Raw genomic sequence first — 24,708 nt, forward strand, 5'->3', positions numbered from 1 at the left:
GTTGCTGGTGTTGTGCTTGGTCTTCGGCGTACCGTCGTCGTACATCCGGGTCGCCATCTCATACATCTGCCGAACCCCGGCGGTCCCGGTGAAGACCGTCTCCGGCGGCCCGTTCTCGACTCCGCAGATGCGTCCGTGGGCGAATAGCCCGGCCACGCCGTCCAAGTCGCCGGCGTCCAGGAGTTCGGCGTATCGGTAGATCAGATTGGTGATGTCGACCGCGCTGTTGAGAACCACGGTGGAATCGTGTCAGACGTGTCGCGCATCTCGGCCGGTTTGTGCCGAATCGCCAGGTACCTTTCCCGTCATGGGTGAACTCGACAACACCGTCGCCGTCATCACCGGCGCGGCGCGTGGCCAGGGCCGCAGCCATGCCGTCGCGCTGGCCGAACAGGGCGCCGACATCATCGCCATCGACATCTGCGCCGACGTCGACTCGATACCCTACCCGCTGGCGACCAAATCCGACCTCGAGAAAACCGCACGGCTGGTGCGGGAGACCGGCCGGCGGGTGGTGCCCGTCGTCGCCGACGTCCGCGACCTGTCGGCGTTAGAGGCCGGGGTCCGGGACGGAATCGACGAGCTGGGCGACATCGACATCGTGATCGCCAACGCCGGAGTGGTGGCGATCGGCGACCCGCAGATCCGCGCGCAGCCGGTGTTCACCACCGTCGTCGACACCAACCTCACCGGCGTGTGGCACACGATGTTGGCGACGGTGCCATCCATCATCCGCAAGGGACGGGGCGGCTCCGTCGTGCTGGTCAGTTCGTCGCAAGGGCTGATCGGCCGCGGGGGTGACGGGAGCGCCGCGATGTTCGCCTATGCCGCTTCCAAACACGGCGTGGTGGGCCTGATGCGGTCAGCGGCGAATGCCTACGCGCCCCACAAGATCCGGGTCAATTCGGTCAACCCCGGCGGCGTCGCGACGCCGATGATCATCAACGACTTCGTGGTCAACGCGATGACCACCAACCCCAACCCGGCCATCTCGCAGACCCTGCTGCCGGACGTGCCACTGGTCGAGGCGCAGGACGTCACCGAGGCGGTGCTGTGGTTGGTCAGCCCACGGGCCCGCTACGTGACTGGCATCACGGTGCCCGTCGACGCCGGCCACGTCGTCATGTGATCAGCCGACCAGCACCGCGTAGCGCGGCTTGATCACCTCGTCGATGATCGCCAGCCGCTCGTCGAACGGGATGAACGCCGACTTCATCGCGTTGACGGTGAATCGCAGCAGATCGCTCCAGCCATAACCGAAAGCCTCGACGAGATGGGCCATCTCACGCGTCATGGTGGTGTCGCTCATCAATCGGTTGTCGGTGTTGACGGTGACCCGGAATCGCGTCTGGGCCAGCAGATCGAACGGATGCTCGGCGATGCTGGCGACCGCGCCGGTCTGCACGTTGGAGCTCGGGCACATCTCGAGCGGAATTCGCTTGTCCCGCAGAATCGATGCGAGCCGGCCCAGCCGCACCTCACCGTCGCCGGCCACATCAATGTCGTCGACGATGCGCACCCCGTGACCCAGCCGGTCGGCGCCGCAGAACGAGATCGCCTCCTGAATGGACGGCAGCCCGAACGCCTCACCCGCATGAATGGTGAAGCGGGCGTTGCTGTTTCGCATGTACTCGAAGGCATCCAGATGCCGGGTCGGCGGGTAACCGGCCTCTGCGCCGGCGATGTCGAACCCGACCACACCCTTGTCGCGGAACCGGATCGCCAACTCCGCGATCTCACGTGACAACGCGGCGTGCCGCATCGCGGTCACTAGGCAGCGCACCACGATGGGGCGCCCGGCGGCCGACGCCGCCTTCTCCCCGTCGGCGAAACCGGCCAGCACCGCGTCGACGACGTCGTCGAACGACAACCCCTGGTTGATGTGCAGCTCCGGGGCGAACCGCACCTCCGCATAGACCACCGAGTCCGCGGACAGGTCTTCCACACACTCGAAGGCGATGCGGTGCAGCGACTCGGGGGTCTGCATCACCGCGACGGTGTGCGAGAACGGTTCGAGGTAGCGCTCCAGCGATCCACTGTGCGACGCGGTGCGAAACCACTGGGCCAGTGCATCGACGTCGGTCGCGGGCAGGCCGTCGTAGCCGATCTGGCCGGCGATGTCGAGCACGGTCGCCGGGCGCAGGCCGCCGTCGAGATGATCGTGCAGCAACGCCTTGGGCGCCCGCTTGATCGTCTCGAGGCTCAGTGGCGTCGTCATGGGGTGATCCGATCGATGATCAGCGGCCGTCCGGCCGGGGCCGTATCGCTGACGGTGAAGCCCGCCGCCAACTCGGCCAGCGCGCCCGGAAAACTTTCGGGTGTATCGGTGTAGAGCGTGAACAGCGACTCACCGGCCGTCACCGGGCTGCCGGAACGGCGATGGATCTGGATCCCGGCGCCGGCCTGGACCGTGTCGCCCGGACGGGACCTGCCCGCGCCGAGCCGCCACACCGCGAGCCCCACTGCCATTGCGTCGATATCACCCATTGTGCCGCGTCGCGTGGCGGTGACGGTTTCGCAGTGCTTACCAACCGGCAACGGCACGGACAAGTTTCCACCCTGCGCCGCGACCAATGCCCGGAAGCGATCCATGGCCGTCCCGTCCCGCAAGGTCTGTTCGGGGTCGCGCCCATCGATGCCGGCGAGTTCGAGCATCTCGCGAGCCAGACCCACCGTCAGCCCCACCACATCGGGTGGACCGCCGCCCGCCAACACCTCCAGCGCCTCGGCGACCTCGAGCGCGTTGCCGACCGCCGCGCCCAGCGGACGATTCATGTCGGTCAGCACCGCACAGGTGGGCAGCCCGTGTTCGGCACCCAACGCGACCATGGTCTCGGCAAGCTCGCGGGCCACCGACTCAGACTGCATGAAGGCGCCCGAGCCGACCTTCACGTCGAGCACCAGGGCGCCGGCACCCTCGGCGATCTTCTTGCTCATCACCGAACTGGCGATCAGCGGCAGCGACTCGACGGTCGCGGTGATGTCACGCAGTGCATAGAGTTTCGCATCGGCGGGCGCCAGCTGACCGGCCGCGAAGATGGCCGCTCCGACCTCGCAAAGTTGTTGTCGCACTTTATCGTTGGTCAATGACCCGGTGAAGCCGGCAATCGATTCCAGCTTGTCCAAGGTTCCGCCGGTGTGCCCGAGCCCGCGGCCCGACGCCTGTGGCACGACCCCACCGCACGCGGCAATCACCGACACCAGCGGCAGGGTGATCTTGTCGCCCACCCCGCCGGTCGAGTGCTTGTCGACGGTCCGCACCGGACGGCCGTCGCGTCGTAAATCGGTGAAGTCCAACCGGTCACCGGACGCCACCATGGCCGCCGTCCAGCGCGCGGTCTCGCCGTAATCCATGCCGCGCAGGAACACCGCCATCAGCAGCGCCGACATCTGCTCGTCGGCGATCTGCCCGCGGGTGTAGGCGTCGATGACCCAGTCGATCGCGTCGTCGGACAGCCGGGTGCCATCGCGCTTGGTCCTGATCACCGTTGGCGCATCGAATCGATTCATCTGCGCTCGAGGTCCTCCGGTCCGAAGGCGTCGGGCAGCAAGTCACCCAGTGCCCGGGGCGCAGCGGGGTGGTCGATGAGCAGGTCGGGTCCACCGTGTTCCAACAACACCTGACGGCATCTGCCGCAGGGCATCAGCGGCGCTCCCCCGCCGTCGACGCACGCGACGGCGAGCAGTCGCCCACCGCCGGTCGAATGGAGTGCGCACACCACCGCGCACTCCGCGCAGAGACCTAGGCCATATGAGACATTCTCCACATTGCAGCCGGTGATCACCCGGCCGTCGTCGACCAGCGCGGCAGCGCCCACCGGGAAGCTCGAGTAGGGCGCATACGCCCCGCGCGCTGCTTCATTCGCCTTGTCGCGCAGTAACTTCCAGTCGATCGCCTCAGTCACGGTCTCGACACCGCGCGTGATCGCAGTACATCCGAAAACCCCGCTCATTGTCGGCTAATTCACATGGCCAGCCTAGATTCTGCGCGCGCGATAGCGTCGGCGGACACGAAGGGGGTTATTGGGCCGCGTGAACGGGCTAGATTGAAGGTTCCACTGCAACAGGGGAGGCGCAGATGACGACGACGTCCGCGAACCCGGCTACGCTGGCGGAAACATCGCGAATACACCGCCTGCGCCGAACCCTCTATCGCGGCGATCCGGGCATGTGGTCCTGGGTATTGCACCGTATCACCGGTGCCACCGTCTTCTTCTTTCTGTTCATCCACGTGCTCGACACCGCACTGGTCCGGATCAGCCCGCAGGCCTACGACGAGGTCATCGCGACCTACAAGACACCGTTGGTGGGCTTGATGGAGCTCGGGTTGGTCGCCGCGGTGCTCTATCACGCGCTCAACGGCCTCCGCGTCATCCTGATCGACTTCTGGGGGCAGGGTCCCCGCTATCAGCGGCTGATGCTGTGGGCGATCGGCATCGTCTGGGTGCTGGTCATGGTGCCCGCCACGGTGGTCGTCGCCATCCATATGATCGGACACTTCCGATGAGCTCACCGGATCTGCAATTGGGGCGCGGCGAGGTCGCGCCGGTCCGACAGCGCAGCCACGACCGCCCCGCCGGCCTCGACAATCCGCGGGCCCCGCGTCGTCGATCCGGTATGCCGAACTTCGAGAAGTACGCCTGGCTGTTCATGCGATTCTCCGGCGTCGTGCTGGTCTTCCTGGCGCTCGGACATCTGTTCGTGATGCTGATGGTCGACGACGGTGTCTACCGCATCGACTTCAACTACATTGCGCAGCGCTGGCATTCACCGTTCTGGCAGACCTGGGATCTGTTGCTGCTCTGGCTGGCTCAATTGCACGGCGGCAACGGGTTACGCACCATCATCGACGACTACAGCCGCAAGGATTCCACGCGCTTCTGGCTGAACAGCCTACTGGTGCTGTCGATGGTTTTCACGCTGGTGCTCGGAACCTACGTGTTGCTGACGTTCAACCCGAACATCGGAGCCTAAAGTGATCAAACCCCGTCCTCCTCATCGCTTCGTCCCCCTCGCCGCTGCGCGGCTGGAGGCACCCACACTGCATCGTCGGCGGCGGCAACAATGATTAGCGAACACCGATACGACGTGGTGATCGTGGGCGCCGGCGGCGCCGGGATGCGGGCGGCCGTGGAAGCCGGACCCCGGGTGCGCACAGCGGTTTTGACCAAGCTGTACCCGACCCGAAGCCACACCGGCGCGGCGCAGGGCGGCATGTGCGCGGCGCTGGCCAACGTCGAGGACGACAACTGGGAATGGCACACCTTCGACACCGTCAAGGGTGGTGACTATCTCGCCGACCAGGACGCGGTCGAGGTGATGTGCAAAGAGGCGATCGACGCGGTTCTCGACCTGGAGAAGATGGGGATGCCGTTCAACCGCACCCCCGAGGGCCGTATCGACCAGCGCCGATTCGGTGGCCACACTCGTGACCACGGCAAGGCGCCGGTGCGTCGATCCTGTTATGCCGCAGACCGAACCGGCCACATGATTCTGCAGACGCTGTACCAGAACTGCGTCCGCCACGACGTCGAGTTCTTCAACGAGTTCTACGCGCTCGACCTGGTGCTCACCGAGACCCCGAAAGGCCCGGTCGCCACCGGCGTCGTCGCCTACGAACTGGCCACCGGCGACATTCACGTCTTCCACGCGAAGGCCGTCGTGCTCGCCACCGGCGGCTCGGGCCGGATGTACAAGACCACGTCCAACGCGCACACGCTGACCGGCGACGGTATCGGCATCGTGTTCCGCAAGGGACTCCCGTTGGAGGACATGGAATTTCACCAATTCCATCCGACCGGCCTGGCCGGGCTGGGCATCCTGATCTCCGAGGCGGTCCGCGGTGAGGGCGGCCGGCTGCTCAACGGCGAAGGCGAGCGCTTCATGGAGCGCTACGCGCCGACGATCGTCGACCTGGCCCCGCGTGACATCGTCGCCCGCTCGATGGTGCGCGAAGTGCTGGAAGGCCGCGGGGCCGGTCCACACAAGGACTACGTGTACATCGACGTTCGCCATCTCGGCGAAGAGGTGCTGAACGCCAAGCTGCCCGACATCACCGAGTTCGCCCGCACCTACCTCGGGGTCGACCCGGTCAAGGAGCTGGTGCCGGTCTACCCGACATGTCACTACGTGATGGGCGGCATCCCGACCACCATCACTGGCCAGGTGCTGCGGGACAACACCAACACCGTGCCGGGTCTGTATGCGGCCGGCGAATGCGCATGCGTCTCGGTGCACGGCGCCAACCGGCTCGGCACCAATTCGTTGTTGGACATCAACGTCTTCGGCCGTCGGGCCGGCATCGCCGCGGCCGCCTACGCCTGCGCCCACGACTTCGTTGACATGCCGCCGGACCCGGCGACGATGGTGGTCGGCTGGGTCGGCGACATCCTGTCCGAGCACGGCAACGAGCGGGTCGCCGACATCCGCGGCGCGCTGCAGCAGACCATGGACAACAACGCCGCGGTGTTCCGCACCGAGGAGACGCTCAAGCAGGCGCTGACCGACATTCACGGTCTCAAGGAGCGGTATTCTCGAATCGCGGTGCACGACAAGGGCAAACGTTTCAACAGCGACCTGCTGGAAGCCATCGAGCTCGGCTTCCTGTTGGAGCTGGCCGAAGTCACGGTGGTGGGCGCCTTGAACCGCAAGGAAACTCGCGGCGGGCACGCCCGCGAGGACTACCCGAACCGCGACGACGTCAACTACATGCGGCACACCATGGCCTATAAACAGGGCAGCGATCTGCTCAGCGACATCCGGCTGGATTTCAAGCCGGTGGTGCAGACCCGTTACGAACCCAAGGAGCGGAAGTACTGATGACGTCCGACGCCCCCGCCGGCGACCCGCCGTTGCCCGCGATCCCCGAGGGCTCGGTGCTGGTGACGCTGAAGATCGCCCGGTTCAATCCTGAAAACCCGGACCAGTACGCCGATTCTTTCGGCTGGCAGAGCTTTCGGGTGCCGTGCCTGCCCACCGACCGGGTGCTCAACCTGCTCATCTACGTCAAGAGCTACCTCGACGGCACGCTGACGTTCCGGCGGTCCTGCGCGCACGGCGTGTGCGGTTCCGACGCGATACGCATCAACGGCGTCAACCGGCTGGCCTGCAAGATGCTGATGCGCGACCTGCTGCCCAAGAAGCCGAAAAAGGACCTGACCATCACGATCGAGCCGATCCGGGGACTGCCGGTGGAGAAGGACTTGATCGTCGACATGGAGCCGTTCTTCGACGCCTACCGCGCGGTCAAGCCGTACCTGATCACCAGCGGCAATCCCCCGACGCGGGAACGGATTCAGAGCCAGACCGACCGCGCCCGATACGACGACACCACCAAGTGCATCCTGTGCGCGGCGTGCACCACCAGCTGTCCGGTGTTCTGGAACGAAGGCAGCTACTTCGGCCCCGCGGCCATCGTCAACGCGCACCGCTTCATCTTCGACAGCCGTGACGAGGCCGCCGCCGAGCGGCTCGACATCCTCAACGAGGTCGACGGCGTCTGGCGCTGCCGCACCACGTTCAACTGCACCGACGCCTGCCCACGGGGCATCGAAGTCACCAAGGCGATTCAAGAGGTCAAGCGCGCGCTGATGTTCACCCGCTGAGCCGCCGCTGCCGCCGCTGGCGCCGCTGCCGCCGCTGGCGCCGCTGGCGCCGCACCGAGCGTGCGGCTGGCTTCACGTTCGTCGCGGCCCGTCACACTCTCGCGAGCTGTCCCGTCTGACGTGTATGACACAGAAATCTCGCATCGAACCCCTGCCCCGAGCCCAGTCACCACCGGTTCCGGTGACCATTGGCCCACATAGCGTTCCCGCCGGCGCGGCGCGGACCGCAGTCAATTCAGCCCCAGTCGGCTGACGATCGTCGTCAACCACGCCCGCGAATCGCAAATCTCACCCTCATACGCTTCCCAGCGCAGCCACGCGTCCTCACACGATGTCTGCGGCGTCGGCCACCGAGCCGGTCAGCCGATAGGCGACTGACATGAGATGCGGCCGCACGCAAGGCCTCGAATTCAATGACCTGACGCGCAGAGGTCATCGTGTAAGCGTAACGGCCCTCGATGAGCCCTGCCTCGCCGCTATTGTGAGCGGGTGCACGTCTTGTCGGTCAATGTGGCACGGCCCCGGGCAAATCCCGATCCGCGCGCCTGCACCGATTTCGGCTACCTGCCGGACATGATCACCTGCGCCAAGGGAATGACGTCGGGGTACTCCCCGCTGGGTACTCCCCGCTGGGCGCGATGATCGCCAGCGAGCGACTCTTCGAGCCGTTCTACGGCACCGGCGCAATGTTGGCGCACGGCTACACGTTCGGCGGCCACCCGGTGTCGGCGGCGGTCGCGCTGGCCAACCTCGACATCTTCGAACGCGAAGGTCTCAACGCGAAGGTCAAGCATCGGGCACCCGCTTTGCGAGCCACGTTGGAGCGGCTCTATGACCTACCGATCGTCGGCGACGTCCACGGCGAGGGCTACTTCTACTCGATCGAGCTGGTCAAGAATCAGGCGACCCGCGAGACCTTCACCCGCGAAGACACCGCAAAACTGTTGCCGCACATCGCGCATTCGTTGTTCGATGCGGGGCTCTACTGCCGCACCGATGACCGCGGCGACCCGGTCTTCGTGATCGCACCCGCACTGATCAGCGGTCAACCCGAGTTCGACACCATCGAATCCATCCTGCGCAGTGTGCTGAAGGACGCGTCATGAGCAAACCGCATATCGATCCGATCCGGTGGCAACCACCGCCGTCGCGACCGCTGCCCGAGCCGAATGTCACTGCGGCGCTGCACGTCATCGATGTGCCGGGCACCGCGCCCGAAGACGTCGTCGCCGATGCCGACGGCAACATCTGGACCGGCGTCGAGGATGGGCGCATCGTGCGGATCAGCCCCGACGGCAATACCGTTGAGGCCGTCGCCGACACCGGCGGCCGGCCACTGGGTTTGGCGGTCGCCCGTGACGGCCGGCTGCTGATCTGCGACAGCCACCGCGGCCTGCTGCGCTACGACCCGGCCGGCGACTCGATGGAGACGCTGGTCGCCGACATTGACGGGCGCCCGCTCACCTTCTGCTCCAACGTCGTTGAATCATCAGACGGCACAGTCTTTTTCACCGAGTCGACGAGCCGCTTCCACTACGAGTATTACAAGGGCTCGGTCGTCGAGGGACGCCCGACCGGCGCACTGTTCCGGCGTGCTCCCGACGGGAAGGTCAGCGAGCTGGTCGGCGGGCTGCACTTCGCCAATGGCGTGACGCTGACCGCCGACGAGTCGGCGGTGGTGTTCGCCGAGAGCGCTGGATGCCGAGTTTCGAAGTATTGGCTGGCCGGTGAGCGGGCCGGCACCGTTACCCCGTTGGCCAGCGAGCTACCCGGCTACCCCGACAACATCTCCACCGGTCTGGACGGCCGGATCTGGGTGGCGCTGGTCTCTGATCGCAATGCGCTCAACGAATGGCTGGGCCCGCGGGCACCGATCATCCGCAGCCTGATGTGGCGGCTGCTGCCCTACCGCTGCCTACCCGATCCGAAGTCGACGGTGTGGGTCGTCGGGTTCGACCCCGACGACGGGCATGTGGTGGCCCAGCTGCACACCCAGCATCCGGACTTCGGGTTGGCCACCGGGGTGGTAGAAACCCCGGGCCGGCTGTGGCTCGGGCGCATTGCGGGATCGGGAATCTGTTACCTCCCCATCGACGACAAGATTGTGCAACATCTGTAACACCAGTCACAGCGCGGCTCCCGGAAAACGGGCCGCTGATCGCCTACTCTGCACACACATGATCTTCTCAAGGGCGGCCTCAACACGTGCGTCGTGCCTGGCAGCGGCTGGCTTCATGCTCAGCTCACCCGCACTTCTCGGGATGCCTCTGGCATTCGCCGAGCCCGCCGTCGCGCAGGACCTGTGCCCTTACAAAGTCGCGACCCCGGCCGCGGTCGACTCCTCGGAAGTTCCGCAGGCCGGCGAGCCCCCGTTGCCGCTGCCGGTGCCAACGTCACCGATCGGCGGTAATGCGCTGGGCGGCTGCGGTGTGGTCACCGCGGCCGATACTCCACCGGTGCCAGGCGACATCTCGGCCGAGGCCTGGGTGGTGGCCGACCTGGACAGCGGCGCCGTCATCGCGGCCCGCGACCCGCACGGTCGTCACCGCCCGGCCAGCGTGATCAAGGTGCTGGTTGCGATGGCGTCACTGCGCGAACTGAATACAAACAAGACCGTCGACGGCACGCCCGAGGATGCCTCCGTTGAGGGCACCAAGGTCGGCGTATCCCCGGGGGGCATATACACCGTCAACCAGTTGCTGCATGGCCTGCTGATGCACTCCGGCAACGACGCCGCACATGCGCTGTCCATGCAGTTGGGCGGCATGCCGGTGGCAATGGACAAGATCAACGCGTTGGCGGCCAAACTCGGCGGACGCGACACCCGTGCCGCGACCCCGTCGGGCCTCGACGGACCCGGCATGAGCACCTCGGCGTACGACATCGGGTTGTTCTACCGATATGCCTGGGCGAACCCGGCTTTCGCCGACATCGTGCACACCGAGAAGTTCGACTTCCCTGGGCACGGCGACCATCCCGGCTACGAGCTGGAAAACGACAACCAACTGCTCTACCACTACCCGGGCGCGCTCGGCGGCAAGACCGGCTACACCGACGACGCCGGCCAGACCTTCGTCGGCGCCGCCAACCGGGATGGGCGGCGACTGCTGGCGGTGTTGCTACACGGCACCCGCCAGCCGATCGCGCCGTGGCAGCAAGCCGCCCATCTACTGGATTACGGCTTCGCGACCGCCCCGGGCACCCGAGTAGGGACGCTGATCGAACCCGACCCGTCGCTGACCACACCCAAAGCCGCCGCGCCCGGCGACAACGGGAGCGGGGTGGGCGCAAATGCGTCCGCGCTGATGCCCAGCGTGGACGCACTGCCGGTTAGGGTCGGTGTCGCGGTGATCGGTACGGTCGTGGTGTTCGGCTTGATCATGGTGGCACGTTCGATGAACCGACGGCCGCAGCTCTAAGCGGCGGCGTGGAAGACCGGGCGGCTACCCGGAGGGGAGATTGTGAGCCGCATCGGCGAGTCACTGCGAACACGACGACAAATATTGATCGCCGTCACTGCGGCGGCCCTGGGCGTCATCTGCGGCTACGACCTGTCCAATATCGCGGGCGCACTGCTGTTCATCACGAACGATTTCAACCTCACCGTCCGTAAACAGGAACTGCTGACCACGATGGTGGTGATCGGCGAAATCTGCGGGGCGCTCAGCGGCGGATTCCTGGCCAACGCGATCGGGCGCAAGCGTTCGATGATGCTGGTGGCCGGTGGCTATGCGGTGTTCTCGCTGCTGGGCGCCGCTGCGGCGTCGATGCCGTGGCTGATGACCGCACGCATGTTGCTGGGCATGACGATCGGGTTGTCCGCCGTTGTGACTCCGGTATTCATCGCCGAATCGGCGCCGGCACGACTGCGCGGTTCAATGCTGGTCACCTACCAGGTGGCGACCATTCTCGGAATCATATGCGGTTATCTCTCAGCTTTCGCACTGGCCGATTCGGGCAGCTGGCGGTGGATGCTTGGGCTTGCCTCTGTCCCGGCGCTGCTGGTCCTGCCGTTGCTGGCCACGATGCCCGACACTGCGCGCTGGTATCTGTTCAAAAACCGGGTCGACGACGCCCGCAAAGCGCTGCTCCGGGTCGAGCCGAACCGCGACGTCGAGGCCGAACTCACCGAGATCGCCGACGCGATGCGCGAAGAGCGGGGCGGATCGATACTCGAGATGCTGCGCATGCCGTACCTGCGCGCCACCGCGTTCGTGGTCGGCCTCGGCTTTTTCGCCGAATTGAGCGGAATCAACGGCATCATCTACTACAGCCCGCTGCTGTTCCAGGCCATGGGATTCGAAGGCAACTTCTCGCTACTCGTATTGCCCGCACTGGTCCAGCTGGCCTCGCTGGCGGCCGTTCTGGCCGCACTGGTTCTGGTCGATCGGATCGGCCGCCGACCCATCCTGCTGTCCGGGATCGCGGCGATGATCCTCGGAGACACGGTCCTCATCGGGGTGTTCGCCGCCAAGTCCGATGCCGTTTCCGGGCTGGGCTACGCCGGCCTGCTGCTGTTCACGATGGGGTTCACTTTCGGTTTCGGGGCGTTGGTGTGGGTCTACGCCGGCGAGAGCTTTCCAGCGCACCTGCGGTCGCTGGGTTCCAGCGCGATGCTCACCGCCAATCTGACGGCCAACGCATTGGTCGAATCAGTCTTCCTGACCATGCTCAACTCGCTGGGCGGTGCCGGCATGTTCGCCATCTTCGCGCTGCTGGCGATCCTGGGATTCTTCCTGGTCTACCGGTTCGCTCCGGAAACCAAAGGCCGACAACTCGAGGAGATCCGCCACTTCTGGGAGAACGGCGGCCGCTGGACCGACGAAGCGCCCAGCGCGGCAACGGATGTGCCGTCATGCCGCTGATCGCGGCCGGGACCGTGGTACTCGAACAGGGCGTCTGCCGACCAGGCTGGGTGCAGACCTCCGGCACCGCGATCGTGGGCTGCGGAGCGGGCCCGGCACCGCAATCCGCCGATGTCGATCTGCCTGGGGCCACGCTGGTCCCCGGTTTCGTGGACATTCATGCCCATGGCGGCGGTGGTGCCTCGTACGTCCATGGCGATATCTCAGAGATTGTGCAGGCGGCCGGCTTTCACCGCGAGCACGGGACAACGACGACGCTGGCCAGCTTGGTGACGGCGGCGCCGGCCGATCTGTTGGCGGCGGTACGCAGGCTCGCCGCGGCGACGCGCGAGGGCGTCATCGCCGGCATTCATCTGGAGGGGCCGTGGCTCAGCGCGGCGCACTGCGGGGCGCACGACCTCGCCCAGCTGCGTGACGCGGCACCCGCCGAGGTCGATGCGCTGCTGGCCGCCGCCGACGGGGCCATCCGGATGGTCACCCTCGCGCCCGAGCGGCCCGGCAGCGATGACGCGATCACCCAACTGGTCGACGCAGGAGTGGTTGTGGCGCTTGGACATACGGATGCCACCTACGAGCAGACCCGGCACGCGATCGACCTGGGAGCAACGGTCGGCACACATTTGTTCAATGCGATGCGGCCGCTGCATCACCGCGAACCGGGTCCGGCCCTGGCGCTGCTGGAGGACCCCCGGGTGACCGTGGAGTTGATCGCGGACGGCGTCCACGTCCACCCCGCCGTGGTGCACGCGACGGTCCGGGCAGCCGGCGCCGACCGCGTCGCGCTGGTCACCGATGCCACCGCCGCGGCGGGCACCGACGACGGCGAGTATCGGCTGGGCTCGGTGACGGTCGACGTTGTCGACGGGGTCGCGCGGGTGCGCGGCACCTCGACGATCGCCGGCAGCACCGCGACCATGGACCAACTCTTCCGGACGGCGGCCGGTCTCGGCGCGGACCGCGACGCCGCACTGCTCGCGGCGGTACAGCTGACGTCGACGACTCCGGCCCGGATCCTCGGGCTGGCGCGGGCCGGCAGCGTGCGGGCCGGCGGTGACGCCAACCTTGTTGTGCTGGATGATGATTACCAGATCGGCGTGGTCATGACGAACGGCGAGTGGTCCAGCGACGGGTGACGTTTGCTACCGTCGACCGGCTCAGCCCGCGATGTTGAGCTAGTCCTCTTTGCTGCGCCGGCTCAAACGGGAAAGACTCAGCGCACCAACGGCACCCACGACCGCTGCCGTTATCAACTGACGCGCCTTGAGCACGTCGACCGGTGGCAACTTGGGGATGGTCACCGCAATCTCCGGCGCTTCCTCCGGCGGCTCGTCCGGCTCCCCCCGCGGACGGCCGGTCGACGTCGCCGCCCACGCCGTCGCGAAAAGCAGCAGTCGCGCGGTGACATACGCGAACACCATCAGGCCCAGCACCGGACCGAAGGTGGCGCCGGCCGGACTGTGCAGCACAGCCCTCAGGTAGATCACACCCCCGACCTTGAACAGCTCAAAGCCGATTGCCGCCAGCAACGCCGCCCGAACCGAGCTACGAAAGTTGACCCGTTGCCGGGGCAACCGCGCGATCATCCAGCTGAACACCAACCAGGACAACAAAAATGACACCACCACCGAGACGATGCGAAGGATCACATCCAGCAGCGGCAGGTCGTGCAAACCCAGTAGGTGCATCAGCCGGGCCATCGGCACCGCACCCGCCAACACGCTGAGTGCCAGCATCGACAAAATCGCGACGAACGACGAGACCATCGCGCCCAGATCGGAGATCTTGGTGCGGACGTATCCATGCGAACCGTCGGTCTGGCACCACATTTCGGTCAGCGCAAGCCGAAGATTGCTCATCCAGTTCAGCCCAACCAACACCGCGACGGTCAACCCGATCACGCCGACCGACGCCCGCGCGTCGATCGCCGACTTCATCAAGTCGAGGATCTGCTGCCCCAGCGCGCCGGGCACCGCTTGCGTGACCTTCTCGTCGATCGCCTTTAGCACGTCGGGCCGACGTGACAGCAGCAGCCCGGCGACGCTGAAACCGATCATCAACAACGGGAACAACGCGAAGATCGTGTAGTACGTCAGACCGGCCGCGAAGAAATTGCCCCGAGATTCGTCGAACCAGTCGTTGGCCCGCATCGTGTGGTCGAACCATCCGTACCGCGCCCGAAGTCGATCGAGGATCCCTAGCTTGGCCGGTTCGCTCACCACAACCCGCTAAGGACGTCTCGGCAGGAACCCGAGCCGGTCATAGACCCGATCGACCGTCTTTGCGGCCACATCGTCGGCCCGCGCGGCACCGGCGGCCAACACTGTCTCCAGTTCGGTTGGTTCGGTGAGTAATTCGTCGACCCTCGTCTTGATCGGAGTGACGAACTCCACGACGGCTTCTGCGGTGTCCTTCTTCAGGTCGCCGTAACCGCGGCCGGCGTAGCCGTCGACCAACGTCGCGATTTCGACACCGGTGACCGCGGATTGAATGCTCAACAGGTTCGAGATGCCGGCTTTGGTCTCCGGGTCGTAGCGGATCTCCCGCTCGCTGTCGGTGACCGCAGAGCGAATCTTCTTAGCGGACAGAGCCGGAGCGTCGAGCAGGCTGATCAGGCCGGCATCGGTGGCGGCGGACTTGCTCATCTTCGACGACGGGTCTTGCAGGTCATAGATTTTGGCGGTGGCCTTGGGAATCAGAACCTCGGGAACGACGAACGTGTCCGGGTAGCGGCTGTTGAACCGCTGCGCGATATCGCGGGCCAATTCCAGGTGCTGACGCTGGTCTTCGCCCACCGGCACCAATTCGGCGTCGTAGGCCAGCACATCGGCGGCCTGCAGCACGGGGTAGGTGAACAGACCGACGGTGGTCGCGTCACTTCCCTGCCGGGTGGACTTGTCCTTGAACTGCGTCATCCGGGAGGCCTGGCCGAACCCGGTGAAGCAGCCGAGCACCCAGGCCAACTGCGCGTGGGCCGGCACGTGGCTCTGCACGAAGATCGTGCTGCGGGCCGGGTCGACCCCGAGCGCCAGGTACTGGGCGGCGGTGACCAAGGTGCGGCGTCGCAACGTCTCGGGATCCTGCGGAATGGTGATGGCATGCAGGTCGACGACGCAGAAGAATGCGTCGTGGTCGTCTTGCAACTGGGCCCACTGGGTGACGGCGCCCAGCGCATTTCCGAGGTGTAGCGAATCGGAGGTGGGCTGCACACCGGAGAAAACTCGGCTGGACCTTGAAGCGTTCGTCATGATTGCTCAATCTTTTCACGCCGCCATCGGCGCTTCTTGCAGTACCGCAGGTATCACATTTAATGTCTCAGCATGCCTTACCGCGCGCCCATCCATCTCGGCTCTGGCGAACCCGTCGTGCTGCTGCATCCGTTCCTGATCTCGCAGCTGGTCTGGAACGACGTCGCCCGGCAACTGGCGGACACCGGCTGCTACGAGGTCTTCGCGCCGACGATGGCGGGCCACAACGGCGGCCCCAAGTCTGGCACCTGGTTTCTCAGTTCGGCGGTGCTGGCTGATCACGTCGAGCGGCAGCTCGACCAATTGGGTTGGGACACCGCCCATATCGTCGGCAACTCGCTCGGTGGCTGGGTAGCGTTCGAATTGGAACGCCGCGGACGTGCCCGCACCGTCACCGGCATCGCCCCGGCCGGCGGATGGACCCGCTGGTCCCCGGCCAAGTTCGAGGTGATCGCGAAGTTCGTGTCGGGCATGCCGTTCTGGGCGTTCGCCCGGCTCCTGGGACCCAAAGCGCTGCGGCTACCCTTCACCCGTCAGCTGTCCACAGTGCCGATCAGCGGGACGCCGGACGGTGTCAGCGACGAACAGCTCGCGGCCATCGTCGATGACGTCGCGCACTGCCCGGCCTACTTCCAGCTGCTGGTCAAGTCGCTGCTGCAGCCGGGACTCCTCGAGCTGGCGCAGACCGCGGTGCCCGCACATCTGGTGCTCTGCCAGAAAGACCGGGTGTTCCCCGCACCGCGCTCACACCGCTACTTCCAGGCCCAGTTGCCGCACGGCACCCGCATCACCGAACTCGACGGCGTCGGACACATCCCGATGTTCGAGGCACCGGCCCGCGTCGCCGAGGTGATCCGCGCCTTCCTTGCTGAGCACAGCCTGGGCGAACACATGCCCACCCGGCACAACCGCGCTGTCGACCCGCCGGCCAGCTAGGCGATCACACCAGCGCTGCGGGCCCGGATCCGCCCGCGCCGCTCGACGAGAGATCGGCTCGCCCACTACCTGACGGACCCGGCGCGTGCGCGCTGCTCGACGATTGCCAGCGCGCGGTCGGCCCACCGAACGTTGCCTTGCTCGTAGGTGATCCCGCGGATCAACGTCAGGTACGGCCCCACCCGCGGTGCCGTAATCAGGAATTCTTCTTCGCTGCGGCCGTCGAGAATGCGGGCGCGCAGCCGTTCGTAGCGTTGAACTTTGGCCTCGGCCCGGTCGCGGCGTTCAGTGATCAGGTCGCGAACGGCCGCGGCGTCGCCGACATCGAAGGCCTGGACTTTGACCATCAGATCGTCGCGGATCGCCGACGGCTTCGGCGGGCGCGCGGTGAACTCCGTGATCGCTTCGTAGCCCGCGTCGGTCAGCGAGAACATCCGCTTGTTGGGCCGGCGCTCCTGCTCCACGATGCGCGCCTGAATCAGGCCGTCCTCGGCGAGCCGCTCCAGTTCGCGGTAAAGCTGCTGCGGTGTGGCAGCCCAGAAGTTCGCCACCGACGAGTCGAGCCTCTACTGTCGAGCACACCTACTCAACAAATTGACCATTCGAGGTATCCGATGCATCCCTTTCGTAAAGCGGTCGAAGATCGCGACGAAGCGGCCGTCCAGGCCATGCTCGCCGACAACGTCGTGTTCACCAGCCCGGTGGCCTTCACGCCGTACGTCGGCAAGCCGATCACCGCGGCGATCCTGCGCGGCGTGCTGCGGGTCTTCGAAGACTTTCGCTACATGCGCGAGATCCACGACAGCGCCAACGGCCTGCACGCGCTGGAGTTCGAGGCCGGCGTCGCGGGTGCCCCCGGCGTCAAGGTCAACGGCTGCGACTTCCTGCACGTCAACGACGAGGGTCTGATCGACGACTTTAAAGTGATGGTGCGACCGCTTTCCGGAGCGACGGCCTTGTCCGAAGCGATGGGCGCACAATTTCCGAGAATCCAGACCGAAGCCGTCGAACTGGCCGACCAGTTCGCCAGCGCCTAGAGCACAGGGAGCAGCCAGGGATGCGAATCGGACTTGGGATCAACTACGCCGGCGGCTTCAAGGAGGTGGCCGCCGAGGTGGCCGACCTGGAACGCGCCGGCCTGGACATTGTCTTTGTCCCCGAGGCATATTCGTTCGACGCGGTGAGCGCACTCGGCTATCTGGCGGCCAGCACCGATCGCGTCGAACTGGCGTCGGGCATCCTGCAGCTCTACACCCGCACGCCCACGCTGACCGCGATGACCGCCGCCGGCTTGGACTACGTCTCCGACGGTCGATACACCCTGGGTCTCGGCGCCTCCGGCCCCCAGGTCATCGAGGGCTTCCACGGCGTTCGCTACGACGCGCCGATCGCGCGGACCCGCGAGGTCATCGAGATCTGCCGCCAGGTCTGGCGGCGCGAGAAGCTCCACTACAACGGCGACCACTACAAGATCCCCTTGCCCGCCGGTAAGGGGACCGGCCTGGGCAAGGCGCTGAAGCTGATCAACTCCCCTGTGCGCGAACGCATTCCGATCCTGATCGCCGCACTCGGGCCCAAGAACGTCGAGCTGGCCGCCGAACTCGCGGAGGGATGGCAGCCCATCTTCTTCCTTCCGGAGAAGGCCCACGACGTCTGGGGCAAGGCGCTGGCCGCCGGTCAGGCCAAGCGCGACCCGGCGCTGGGCGACCTCGAGGTGTTCGCCGGCCCGACCCTGGCCATCGGCGACAACGTCGAGCCGCTGAGGGAAATCGTCAAGCCGCACCTGGCGCTCTACATCGGCGGCATGGGCGCCAAGGGCAAGAACTTCTACCACACCCTGGCCACCCGGTACGGCTACGGCGCGGCGGCCGACCGGATCCAGGACCTCTACCTGGCCGGCGACAAGGAAGCCGCCGCCAAGGCGGTGCCCGACGACTTGGTGCGCGACGTCTCGCTGATCGGCACGCCCGGCTTCGTCAAGGAACGGGTTGCCGCGTTCCGCGAGGCCGGGGTGACCACACTGAACGTGGTGCCTGTCGCCGCCACCGCCCACGAGCGCGTCAAGCTCATCGAGACGCTGCGCGGCCTGGTGGACTGACGCTCAGTCTTCTCGGGCAGCCGCCAGTGCGGCGTTGAGCGTTTGGCTCGGCCGCATCACCGCGATGGTCTTGTCGTCGTCGAGCCGGTAGTAGCCGCCAATGTCGGCCGGTTCGCCTTGCGCCGCAGCGAGTTCGGCGATGATGGCGTCTTCGTCCTTGCCCAACTCCTCAGCCAGCGCGGCGAAGTGCTTGCGCAAATCTTCGTCGTCGTGTTGCTTGGCGAGTTCCCGCGCCCAGTACAGCGCCAGGTAATACTGGCTGCCGCGGTTGTCGATTTCGCCGGTCTTGCGCGACGGGCCCTTGTTGTTGTCCAGCAGCGTGCCGATCGCGTCGTCGAGCGTCTTGCCGAGGATTTTGGCCCGCTCGTTGCCGGTCTTGATCCCGATGTCCTCGAAACATGCTCCCAAAGCTAAGAATTCGCCGAGCGAGTCCCACCGCAGGTGGTTCTCCTCGACCAGCTGGTGGACGTGCTTGGGTGCCGAGCCCCCCGCCCCGGTCTCGTACATTCCGCCGCCGGCCATCAACGGCACGATGGACAGCATCTTGGCGCTGGTGCCCAACTCCAGGATCGGGAACAGGTCAGTCAGGTAGTCGCGCAGAATGTTTCCGGTGGCGGCGATGGTGTCCTGCCCGCGCACCACCCGCTCGAGTGTGTACCGCATCGCCCACACCTGCGGCATGATCTGGATGTCGAGACCCTCGGTGTCGTAGTCCTTGAGGTAGGCCTTCACCTTCTTGCGCAGCTCGGCCTCGTGCGGCCGTTCGGTGTCGAGCCAGAACAGCACGGTCATGCCCGAGTTCCGTGCCCGGGTGACGGCCAGCTTGACCCAGTCCCGGATCGCCGCGTCGGTCACGATCGGCATCCGCCAGATGTCGCCCTCTTCGACGTTCTGGCTGAGCAGCACTGCCCCGGTCTCGAGGTCGACGATGTCGGCGACGCCGGCCTCGGGCATCTCGAAAGTCTTGTCGTGCGAGCCGTATTCCTCGGCCTGCTGCGCCATCAGCCCGACGTTGGGCACGGTGCCCATCGTGGTCGGATCGAACTGCCCATTGGTCTTACAGAAGTTGATGATCTCCTGGTAGATACGGGAGAACGTGGATTCCGGGTTGACCGCCTTGGTGTCCTTCTGCCGCCCGTCGGCGCCGTACATCTTGCCGCCCGCGCGGATCATCGCCGGCATCGAGGCATCGACGATCACGTCGCTCGGCGAGTGAAAGTTACTGATGCCCTTGGCCGAATCGACCATCGCCAGCTCGGGCCGGTGCTCGTGGCAGGCGTGCAGGTCGCGGATTACCTCGTCATGCTGCGACGCGGGCAGCGTCGCGATCTTGTCGTACAGGTCGACCAGTCCGTTGTTGACGTTGACGCCGAGCTCGTCGAACAACTCCTGGTGCTTGTCGAAGGCGTCCTTGTAGAAGGTCTTGACGGCGTGACCGAAGACGATAGGGTGGCTGACCTTCATCATCGTGGCCTTGACGTGCAGCGAGAACATCACGCCGGTCTTGTAGGCGTCCTCGATCTCCGCCTCGTAGAAATCGATGAGCGCCTTGCGGCTCATGTACATGCTGTCGATGACGTCACCGTCGTGCAGCGACACCTTCGGCTTGAGCACAATCGTCTTGCCGCTCTTGGTTTTCAGCTCCATCTTGACGTCGCGGTCGCGGTCCAGCGTCATCGACTTCTCGCCGTGGTAGAAGTCGCCCGTTTTCATGGTTGCGACGTGCGTGCGCGACGCCTGCGACCAGTCCCCCATGCTGTGCGGGTGCTTGCGGGCATACTCCTTGACCGCCTTCGGCGCGCGCCGGTCGGAGTTGCCTTGTCGCAGAACCGGGTTCACCGCGCTGCCGAGGCACTTGGCGTAGCGGTCGCGGATCTCGGAGTCCTCGTCGGTCTTCGGGCTCTGCGGGTAGTCGGGAATTTTGAATCCCTTGCTCTGCAGTTCCTTGACCGCGGCCGCCAACTGCGGCACCGACGCGCTGATGTTCGGCAGCTTGATGATGTTGGTGTCGGCCTCTTTGGTCAGCTGGCCCAACTCGGCCAAGTTGTCCGGCACCCGCTGCTCGTCGGTGAGGTAGTCGGAGAATTCGGCCAGGATCCGCGCCGCCACCGAGATGTCACTGGTCCGGACCGTGATGCCCGCCGGTTCGGCGAATGCCCGCAAGATCGGCAGAAACGCGTAAGTCGCCAACAAGGGCGCCTCGTCGGTCAGCGTGTAGATGATGGTCGGCTGGTCGGCGCTCACGGTGTTTCTCCCGGTATCGGTTAGATCCTGACGGGCTTCGCGGTGAATCTTGCTGCCACGTTATCAAGCATGTTTTCGCTGTTGTCGACCTCGATCTGACCGCTGGCACGCATTCGTCGTGATGAGCTAAACTTCATCTCGGTCATGAGCGCCAGCGTCAAGCCCCGGCTTGCTGGCCGGCAACCCTCCAACCGCGGTGGGGTGCCCCGGGTGATGACCAGGTTTCGTAGCCAACAGTGGCTACGCGGCAAGCGCGGGTCCGCCGTGATGGGCCCCCCGGAGTAGACAGGGAAACCTGATGCGCACCTATACGAGCTGGCTCATCCTGCGTCGTAGTTGCTGAACCTCGGACCGCTGGTCGACGTCGTCTTCGGATGACGTCCCCGGCCGCCTCAGCAACCCGACCCCCCTTCCCAGAAAGCCATCGACTGTGAGTTCCGACACCACCCCTGAAACCCCTGCAACCCCTGGAAACGCAGGCGACGCCGATCCGAGCGCGCACTGGTCGTTCGAAACCAAGCAGGTCCACGTCGGCCAGCAACCCTGCCCGGCCACGGGCGCCCGTGCGCTGCCGATCTATCAGACCACGTCCTATGTCTTCGACGACACCGCGCACGCCGCGGCCCTGTTCGGGCTGGAGGCGCCGGGCAACATCTACACCCGTATCGGCAACCCGACCACCGACGTCGTCGAACAGCGCATCGCCGCCCTCGAGGGCGGGGTGGCGGCGCTGTTCCTGTCCTCGGGCCAGGCCGCCGAGACGTTCGCGATCCTGAACCTGGCAGTCGCCGGCGATCACATCGTGTCCAGTCCCAGGCTCTACGGCGGCACGTACAACCTGTTCCACTACTCGCTGCCCAAGCTCGGCATCGAAGTGAGCTTTGTCGATGACCCCGATAATTTGGAGTCCTGGGCTTCCTCTGTGCGGCCCAACACCAAGGCGTTCTTCGCCGAGACCATCTCCAACCCGAAGATCGACATCCTGGACACGCCCGGCGTCTCCGCGGTGGCGCATGAGCACGGTGTCCCGCTGATCGTCGACAACACCGTCGCGACCCCCTACTTGATTCAGCCGCTCTCCCAGGGCGCCGACATCGTGGTGCACTCGGCCACCAAGTACCTCGGTGGTCATGGCGCCGCGATCGCCGGGGTGATCGTCGACGGCGGCACCTTCGACTGGACGCAGGGCCGCTTTCCCGGGTTCACTGTCCCGGATCCCAGCTACCACGGCGTCGTGTTCGCCGAACTGGGACCGCCCGCGTTCGCGCTCAAAGCGAGGGTGCAACTGCTGCGTGACCTGGGTTCGGCGGCATCGCCGTTCAACGCATTCCTGGTCGCCCAAGGCCTGGAGACGCTCAGCCTGCGTATCGAGCGGCACGTTGCCAACGCCCAGCGGGTGGCCGAATACCTTCACGGCCACGATCACGTGCTGTCGGTCAACTACGCCGGGTTGCCGAGCTCGCCCTGGCATGAGCGGGCAAAGCGGCTGGCGCCCAAGGGAGCCGGGGCCGTTCTGTCCTTCGAATTGGGCGGCGGAGTCGACGCCGGCAAGGCGTTCGTCGACGCGCTGAAGCTGCACAGCCATGTCGCCAACATCGGTGACGTGCGGTCGCTGGTAATCCACCCAGCGTCGACGACGCATGCTCAACTCAGCGCAGCCGAGCAACTGTCCGCCGGGGTCAGCCCCGGTTTGGTGCGGCTGGCGGTGGGTATCGAGGGCATCGACGACATCGTGGCCGACCTCGAACTCGGTTTTGCCGCCGCGCAGAGGTATGCCGGAGCCGCCGACCCGCACGCCGCGGCGGTGTTCTGAGGAGTCCACAGGTGACAATCTCTGACATGCCGACGCAGACACTGCCCGCCGAAGGCGAGGTTGGCATCGTTGACGTGGGCTCGCTGACGCTGGAAAACGGCGTGGTGCTCGACGACGTCAGCATCGCCGTCCAACGTTGGGGCGAGTTGTCGCCGACCCGCGACAACATCGTCGTCGTCCTGCACGCGCTGACCGGCGACTCGCACATCACCGGGCCAGCCGGACCCGGCCAACCCACGCCAGGTTGGTGGGACGGCATCGCGGGGCCGGGTGCGCCGATCGACACCGACCGATGGTGCGCGGTTTCCACCAATGTACTGGGTGGCTGTCGCGGCTCGACAGGGCCGAGTTCGCTCGCGCCGGATGGAAAGCCCTGGGGCTCACGGTTTCCGCTGGTGTCGATACGGGACCAGGTCGAGGCCGACGTGGCGGCGCTCGCCGCGCTGGGCATCACCGAAGTCGCCGCGGTGCTCGGCGGGTCGATGGGTGGCGCACGAGCGCTCGAGTGGATGGTCTCCCATCCCGAGGAGGTCGGCGCCGGTCTGCTGCTGGCCGTTGGCGCGCGTGCCACCGCCGATCAGATCGGCACGCAGTGCACTCAGATCGCAGCCATCAAGGCCGACCCGAACTGGCAGGGCGGCGACTACTACGACTCCGGGCTCACTCCCGATGCCGGTCTGGACATCGCCCGGCGCTTCGCCCACCTGACCTATCGCAGCGAAGTCGAGCTGGACACCCGGTTCGCCAATAAACCGCAGGGCGGCGAAGACCCTGCGGATCCGACGTCCGGTGGCCGCTACGCGGTGCAGAGTTATTTGCAGCATCAGGGCGGGAAGTTGGTGTCGCGGTTCGACGCCGGTAGCTACGTGGTGCTGACCGAATCACTGTCCAGTCACGACGTCGGCCGGGGCCGCGGTGGTGTCGAAGCCGCGCTGCGTGGCTGTCCAGTGCCGGCGGTGGTCGGCGGGATCACCTCGGATCGGCTCTACCCGCTGAGGCTGCAGGAGGAACTGGCCGAGCTGCTGCCCGGATGTAGCGGGCTACGGGTGGTCGATTCGATCATCGGGCACGACGGATTCCTGGTGGAGATCGACTCGGTCGGCGAATTGGTGCGACAAACGCTGGATTTGGCCGCGGCGAAGGGTGCGTGTTCGCGGTGACTCAGTCTTCACCGGCCCGCTCGTTGTCATTTGGCTCTGAAGCGGCCGCGTACGAGCGGGGCCGCCCGTCGTATCCGCCGGAAGCGATCGATTGGCTGCTGCCGGCCGGCGCGCGAGATGTGCTGGACCTCGGCGCCGGAACCGGCAAGCTGACCAGCCGACTGGTGGAGCGCGGGCTAGACGTGGTCGCCGTCGATCCGATCGCCGAGATGCTGGAGATGCTGCGGAGATCGCTGCCGGACACTCCGGCGCTGCTTGGCACGGCGGAGGAAATTCCGTTGGCGGACAACAGTGTTGACGCCGTCCTCGTCGCGCAGGCGTGGCATTGGTTCAACCCGGCGCGGGCGATTCCCGAGCTGGCCCGGGTGCTACGGCCCGGCGGGCGACTGGGTTTGGTGTGGAACACCCGCGACGAACGGTCCGGCTGGGTACGAGAATTGGGCAGCATCATCGGCCGAGACGGCGACCCGATGCGCGACCATGTCACGCTGCCGGAGCCGTTCACCAAGGTGCAACGCCATCAGGTCGAGTGGACCAATTATCTTACGCCGCAAGCGCTGATCGATTTGGTGGCGTCGCGCAGCTACTGCATCACCTCGCCGACCCAGGTCCGCACCAAGACGCTGGACCAGGTGCGCGAGTTGTTGGCCACCCATCCCGCGCTGGCCAACGCGGGCGGTCTTGCGCTGCCGTACGTCACCGTGTGCGTGCGGGCGACGCTGTCCTAAATCTGCTCCGCCTCG

General features: G+C 66.0%; 23 protein-coding genes, 2 pseudogenes and 1 riboswitch. Of the genes and pseudogenes, 16 read left to right on the plus strand and 9 right to left on the minus strand.

Annotated elements, in window-relative coordinates; genetic code table 11:
• Nucleotides 1–237, minus strand: a 237-nt coding sequence (locus ABDV69_RS15710; protein ID WP_343575985.1) for a nuclear transport factor 2 family protein, incomplete at its 3' end; no start/stop codon positions are given.
• A gap of 70 nt (nt 238–307) precedes the next feature.
• On the opposite strand from ABDV69_RS15710, the gene ABDV69_RS15715 reads away from it, so the two are divergent.
• On the plus strand, nt 308–1,129 hold the full coding sequence (locus ABDV69_RS15715) for a mycofactocin-coupled SDR family oxidoreductase (RefSeq protein ID WP_343575988.1): 822 nt from the start codon (nt 308–310) through the stop codon (nt 1,127–1,129).
• Here the strand turns inward: ABDV69_RS15715 and ABDV69_RS15720 are convergent, their stop codons facing one another.
• The 3 genes from ABDV69_RS15720 to ABDV69_RS15730 are packed head-to-tail and all read right to left on the minus strand — an operon-like array spanning nt 1,130 to nt 3,953.
• On the minus strand, nt 1,130–2,218 hold the full coding sequence (locus tag ABDV69_RS15720) for an adenosine deaminase (protein ID WP_343575991.1): 1,089 nt from the start codon (nt 2,216–2,218) through the stop codon (nt 1,130–1,132).
• A complete protein-coding gene (locus ABDV69_RS15725) occupies nt 2,215–3,510 on the minus strand; it encodes a thymidine phosphorylase (protein ID WP_343575993.1) in 1,296 nt (431 codons plus the stop codon). The genes ABDV69_RS15720 and ABDV69_RS15725 overlap by 4 nt, the downstream gene beginning before the upstream one ends.
• Nucleotides 3,507–3,953: a cytidine deaminase gene (locus ABDV69_RS15730; protein ID WP_343575994.1), complete on the minus strand. Its 447-nt coding sequence runs from the start codon at nt 3,951–3,953 to the stop codon at nt 3,507–3,509. Before ABDV69_RS15730 ends, ABDV69_RS15725 begins: the two co-directional genes overlap by 4 nt.
• Before the next feature lie 125 nt (nt 3,954–4,078).
• On the opposite strand from ABDV69_RS15730, the gene sdhC reads away from it, so the two are divergent.
• The 4 genes from sdhC to ABDV69_RS15750 all read left to right on the plus strand — a co-directional run bounded on the left by sdhC (nt 4,079) and on the right by ABDV69_RS15750 (nt 7,604).
• On the plus strand, nt 4,079–4,507 hold the full coding sequence (gene sdhC / locus ABDV69_RS15735) for a succinate dehydrogenase, cytochrome b556 subunit (RefSeq protein WP_343575997.1): 429 nt from the start codon (nt 4,079–4,081) through the stop codon (nt 4,505–4,507).
• A complete protein-coding gene (locus ABDV69_RS15740; protein ID WP_343575999.1) occupies nt 4,504–4,974 on the plus strand; it encodes a succinate dehydrogenase hydrophobic membrane anchor subunit in 471 nt (156 codons plus the stop codon). The genes sdhC and ABDV69_RS15740 overlap by 4 nt, the downstream gene beginning before the upstream one ends.
• Before the next feature lie 90 nt (nt 4,975–5,064).
• Nucleotides 5,065–6,819 carry a succinate dehydrogenase flavoprotein subunit gene (gene sdhA / locus ABDV69_RS15745; RefSeq protein ID WP_343576002.1) on the plus strand — a complete coding sequence of 585 codons (1,755 nt, stop codon included), beginning with the start codon at nt 5,065–5,067 and terminating at the stop codon, nt 6,817–6,819.
• Entirely contained in the window at nt 6,819–7,604 is a 786-nt protein-coding gene (locus ABDV69_RS15750; RefSeq protein WP_343576005.1) for a succinate dehydrogenase iron-sulfur subunit, read from the plus strand. Before sdhA ends, ABDV69_RS15750 begins: the two co-directional genes overlap by 1 nt.
• A gap of 152 nt (nt 7,605–7,756) precedes the next feature.
• On the opposite strand, the pseudogene ABDV69_RS15755 reads toward ABDV69_RS15750, so the two are convergent.
• Nucleotides 7,757–8,040: pseudogene (locus ABDV69_RS15755) on the minus strand (sigma factor); the annotation flags it as partial.
• 107 nt (nt 8,041–8,147) lie between these two features.
• On the opposite strand from ABDV69_RS15755, the pseudogene ABDV69_RS15760 reads away from it, so the two are divergent.
• The 5 genes and pseudogenes from ABDV69_RS15760 to nagA form a co-directional block, all read left to right on the plus strand.
• Nucleotides 8,148–8,710: pseudogene (locus tag ABDV69_RS15760) on the plus strand (aminotransferase class III-fold pyridoxal phosphate-dependent enzyme); the annotation flags it as partial.
• Nucleotides 8,707–9,723: an SMP-30/gluconolactonase/LRE family protein gene (locus tag ABDV69_RS15765; protein WP_343576008.1), complete on the plus strand. Its 1,017-nt coding sequence runs from the start codon at nt 8,707–8,709 to the stop codon at nt 9,721–9,723. The pseudogene ABDV69_RS15760 and the gene ABDV69_RS15765, both read left to right, overlap by 4 nt.
• 58 nt (nt 9,724–9,781) lie before the next feature.
• Nucleotides 9,782–11,023 (plus strand): D-alanyl-D-alanine carboxypeptidase family protein, encoded by a 1,242-nt coding sequence (locus ABDV69_RS15770; protein WP_343576011.1) that lies wholly within the window; start codon nt 9,782–9,784, stop codon nt 11,021–11,023.
• A 42-nt stretch (nt 11,024–11,065) separates the two neighbouring features.
• Complete coding sequence (locus tag ABDV69_RS15775) at nt 11,066–12,469, plus strand: sugar porter family MFS transporter (RefSeq protein WP_343576013.1); 1,404 nt, start codon at nt 11,066–11,068, stop codon at nt 12,467–12,469.
• Nucleotides 12,460–13,602, plus strand: a complete 1,143-nt coding sequence (nagA, locus tag ABDV69_RS15780) for an N-acetylglucosamine-6-phosphate deacetylase (RefSeq protein WP_343576015.1) — start codon at nt 12,460–12,462, stop codon at nt 13,600–13,602. Before ABDV69_RS15775 ends, nagA begins: the two co-directional genes overlap by 10 nt.
• 39 nt (nt 13,603–13,641) lie before the next feature.
• Here nagA and yhjD read toward each other — a convergent pair whose 3' ends face one another.
• Entirely contained in the window at nt 13,642–14,685 is a 1,044-nt protein-coding gene (yhjD, locus tag ABDV69_RS15785; protein ID WP_343576018.1) for an inner membrane protein YhjD, read from the minus strand.
• 9 nt (nt 14,686–14,694) lie between these two features.
• Nucleotides 14,695–15,714 (minus strand): tryptophan--tRNA ligase, encoded by a 1,020-nt coding sequence (gene trpS, locus ABDV69_RS15790; RefSeq protein WP_343576021.1) that lies wholly within the window; start codon nt 15,712–15,714, stop codon nt 14,695–14,697.
• A gap of 72 nt (nt 15,715–15,786) precedes the next feature.
• On the opposite strand from trpS, the gene ABDV69_RS15795 reads away from it, so the two are divergent.
• Nucleotides 15,787–16,650 carry an alpha/beta hydrolase gene (locus tag ABDV69_RS15795; RefSeq protein ID WP_343576024.1) on the plus strand — a complete coding sequence of 288 codons (864 nt, stop codon included), beginning with the start codon at nt 15,787–15,789 and terminating at the stop codon, nt 16,648–16,650.
• Nucleotides 16,651–16,715: 65 nt separating this feature from the next.
• Here the strand turns inward: ABDV69_RS15795 and ABDV69_RS15800 are convergent, their stop codons facing one another.
• Nucleotides 16,716–17,201, minus strand: a complete 486-nt coding sequence (locus ABDV69_RS15800) for a PadR family transcriptional regulator (RefSeq protein ID WP_343576026.1) — start codon at nt 17,199–17,201, stop codon at nt 16,716–16,718.
• A gap of 63 nt (nt 17,202–17,264) precedes the next feature.
• Here ABDV69_RS15800 and ABDV69_RS15805 point away from each other — a divergent pair, with 63 nt between their 5' ends.
• Complete coding sequence (locus ABDV69_RS15805; protein WP_343576027.1) at nt 17,265–17,687, plus strand: nuclear transport factor 2 family protein; 423 nt, start codon at nt 17,265–17,267, stop codon at nt 17,685–17,687.
• A gap of 20 nt (nt 17,688–17,707) precedes the next feature.
• Nucleotides 17,708–18,748, plus strand: coding sequence for an LLM class F420-dependent oxidoreductase (locus ABDV69_RS15810; protein WP_343576030.1), 1,041 nt, complete (start codon nt 17,708–17,710; stop codon nt 18,746–18,748).
• Between the two features lie 3 nt (nt 18,749–18,751).
• On the opposite strand, the gene ABDV69_RS15815 is transcribed toward ABDV69_RS15810, so the two are convergent.
• Entirely contained in the window at nt 18,752–20,992 is a 2,241-nt protein-coding gene (locus ABDV69_RS15815; RefSeq protein ID WP_343576033.1) for an NADP-dependent isocitrate dehydrogenase, read from the minus strand.
• A gap of 140 nt (nt 20,993–21,132) precedes the next feature.
• Nucleotides 21,133–21,252, plus strand: a riboswitch (SAM riboswitch).
• A gap of 170 nt (nt 21,253–21,422) precedes the next feature.
• On the opposite strand from ABDV69_RS15815, the gene ABDV69_RS15820 reads away from it, so the two are divergent.
• The 3 genes from ABDV69_RS15820 to ABDV69_RS15830 are packed head-to-tail and all read left to right on the plus strand — an operon-like array spanning nt 21,423 to nt 24,693.
• The gene (locus tag ABDV69_RS15820) at nt 21,423–22,805 is read left to right on the plus strand and encodes a bifunctional o-acetylhomoserine/o-acetylserine sulfhydrylase (RefSeq protein ID WP_343576035.1); all 1,383 of its coding nucleotides are present in this window, start codon (nt 21,423–21,425) and stop codon (nt 22,803–22,805) included.
• A gap of 11 nt (nt 22,806–22,816) precedes the next feature.
• Nucleotides 22,817–23,965, plus strand: coding sequence for a homoserine O-acetyltransferase (locus ABDV69_RS15825; RefSeq protein WP_343576037.1), 1,149 nt, complete (start codon nt 22,817–22,819; stop codon nt 23,963–23,965).
• Entirely contained in the window at nt 23,962–24,693 is a 732-nt protein-coding gene (locus ABDV69_RS15830; protein WP_343576039.1) for a class I SAM-dependent methyltransferase, read from the plus strand. The genes ABDV69_RS15825 and ABDV69_RS15830 overlap by 4 nt, the downstream gene beginning before the upstream one ends.
• The last annotated feature ends 15 nt before the right edge of the window (nt 24,694–24,708 follow it).

The organism is Mycobacterium sp. (assembly GCF_039583785.1).
Classification (GTDB): domain Bacteria; phylum Actinomycetota; class Actinomycetes; order Mycobacteriales; family Mycobacteriaceae; genus Mycobacterium.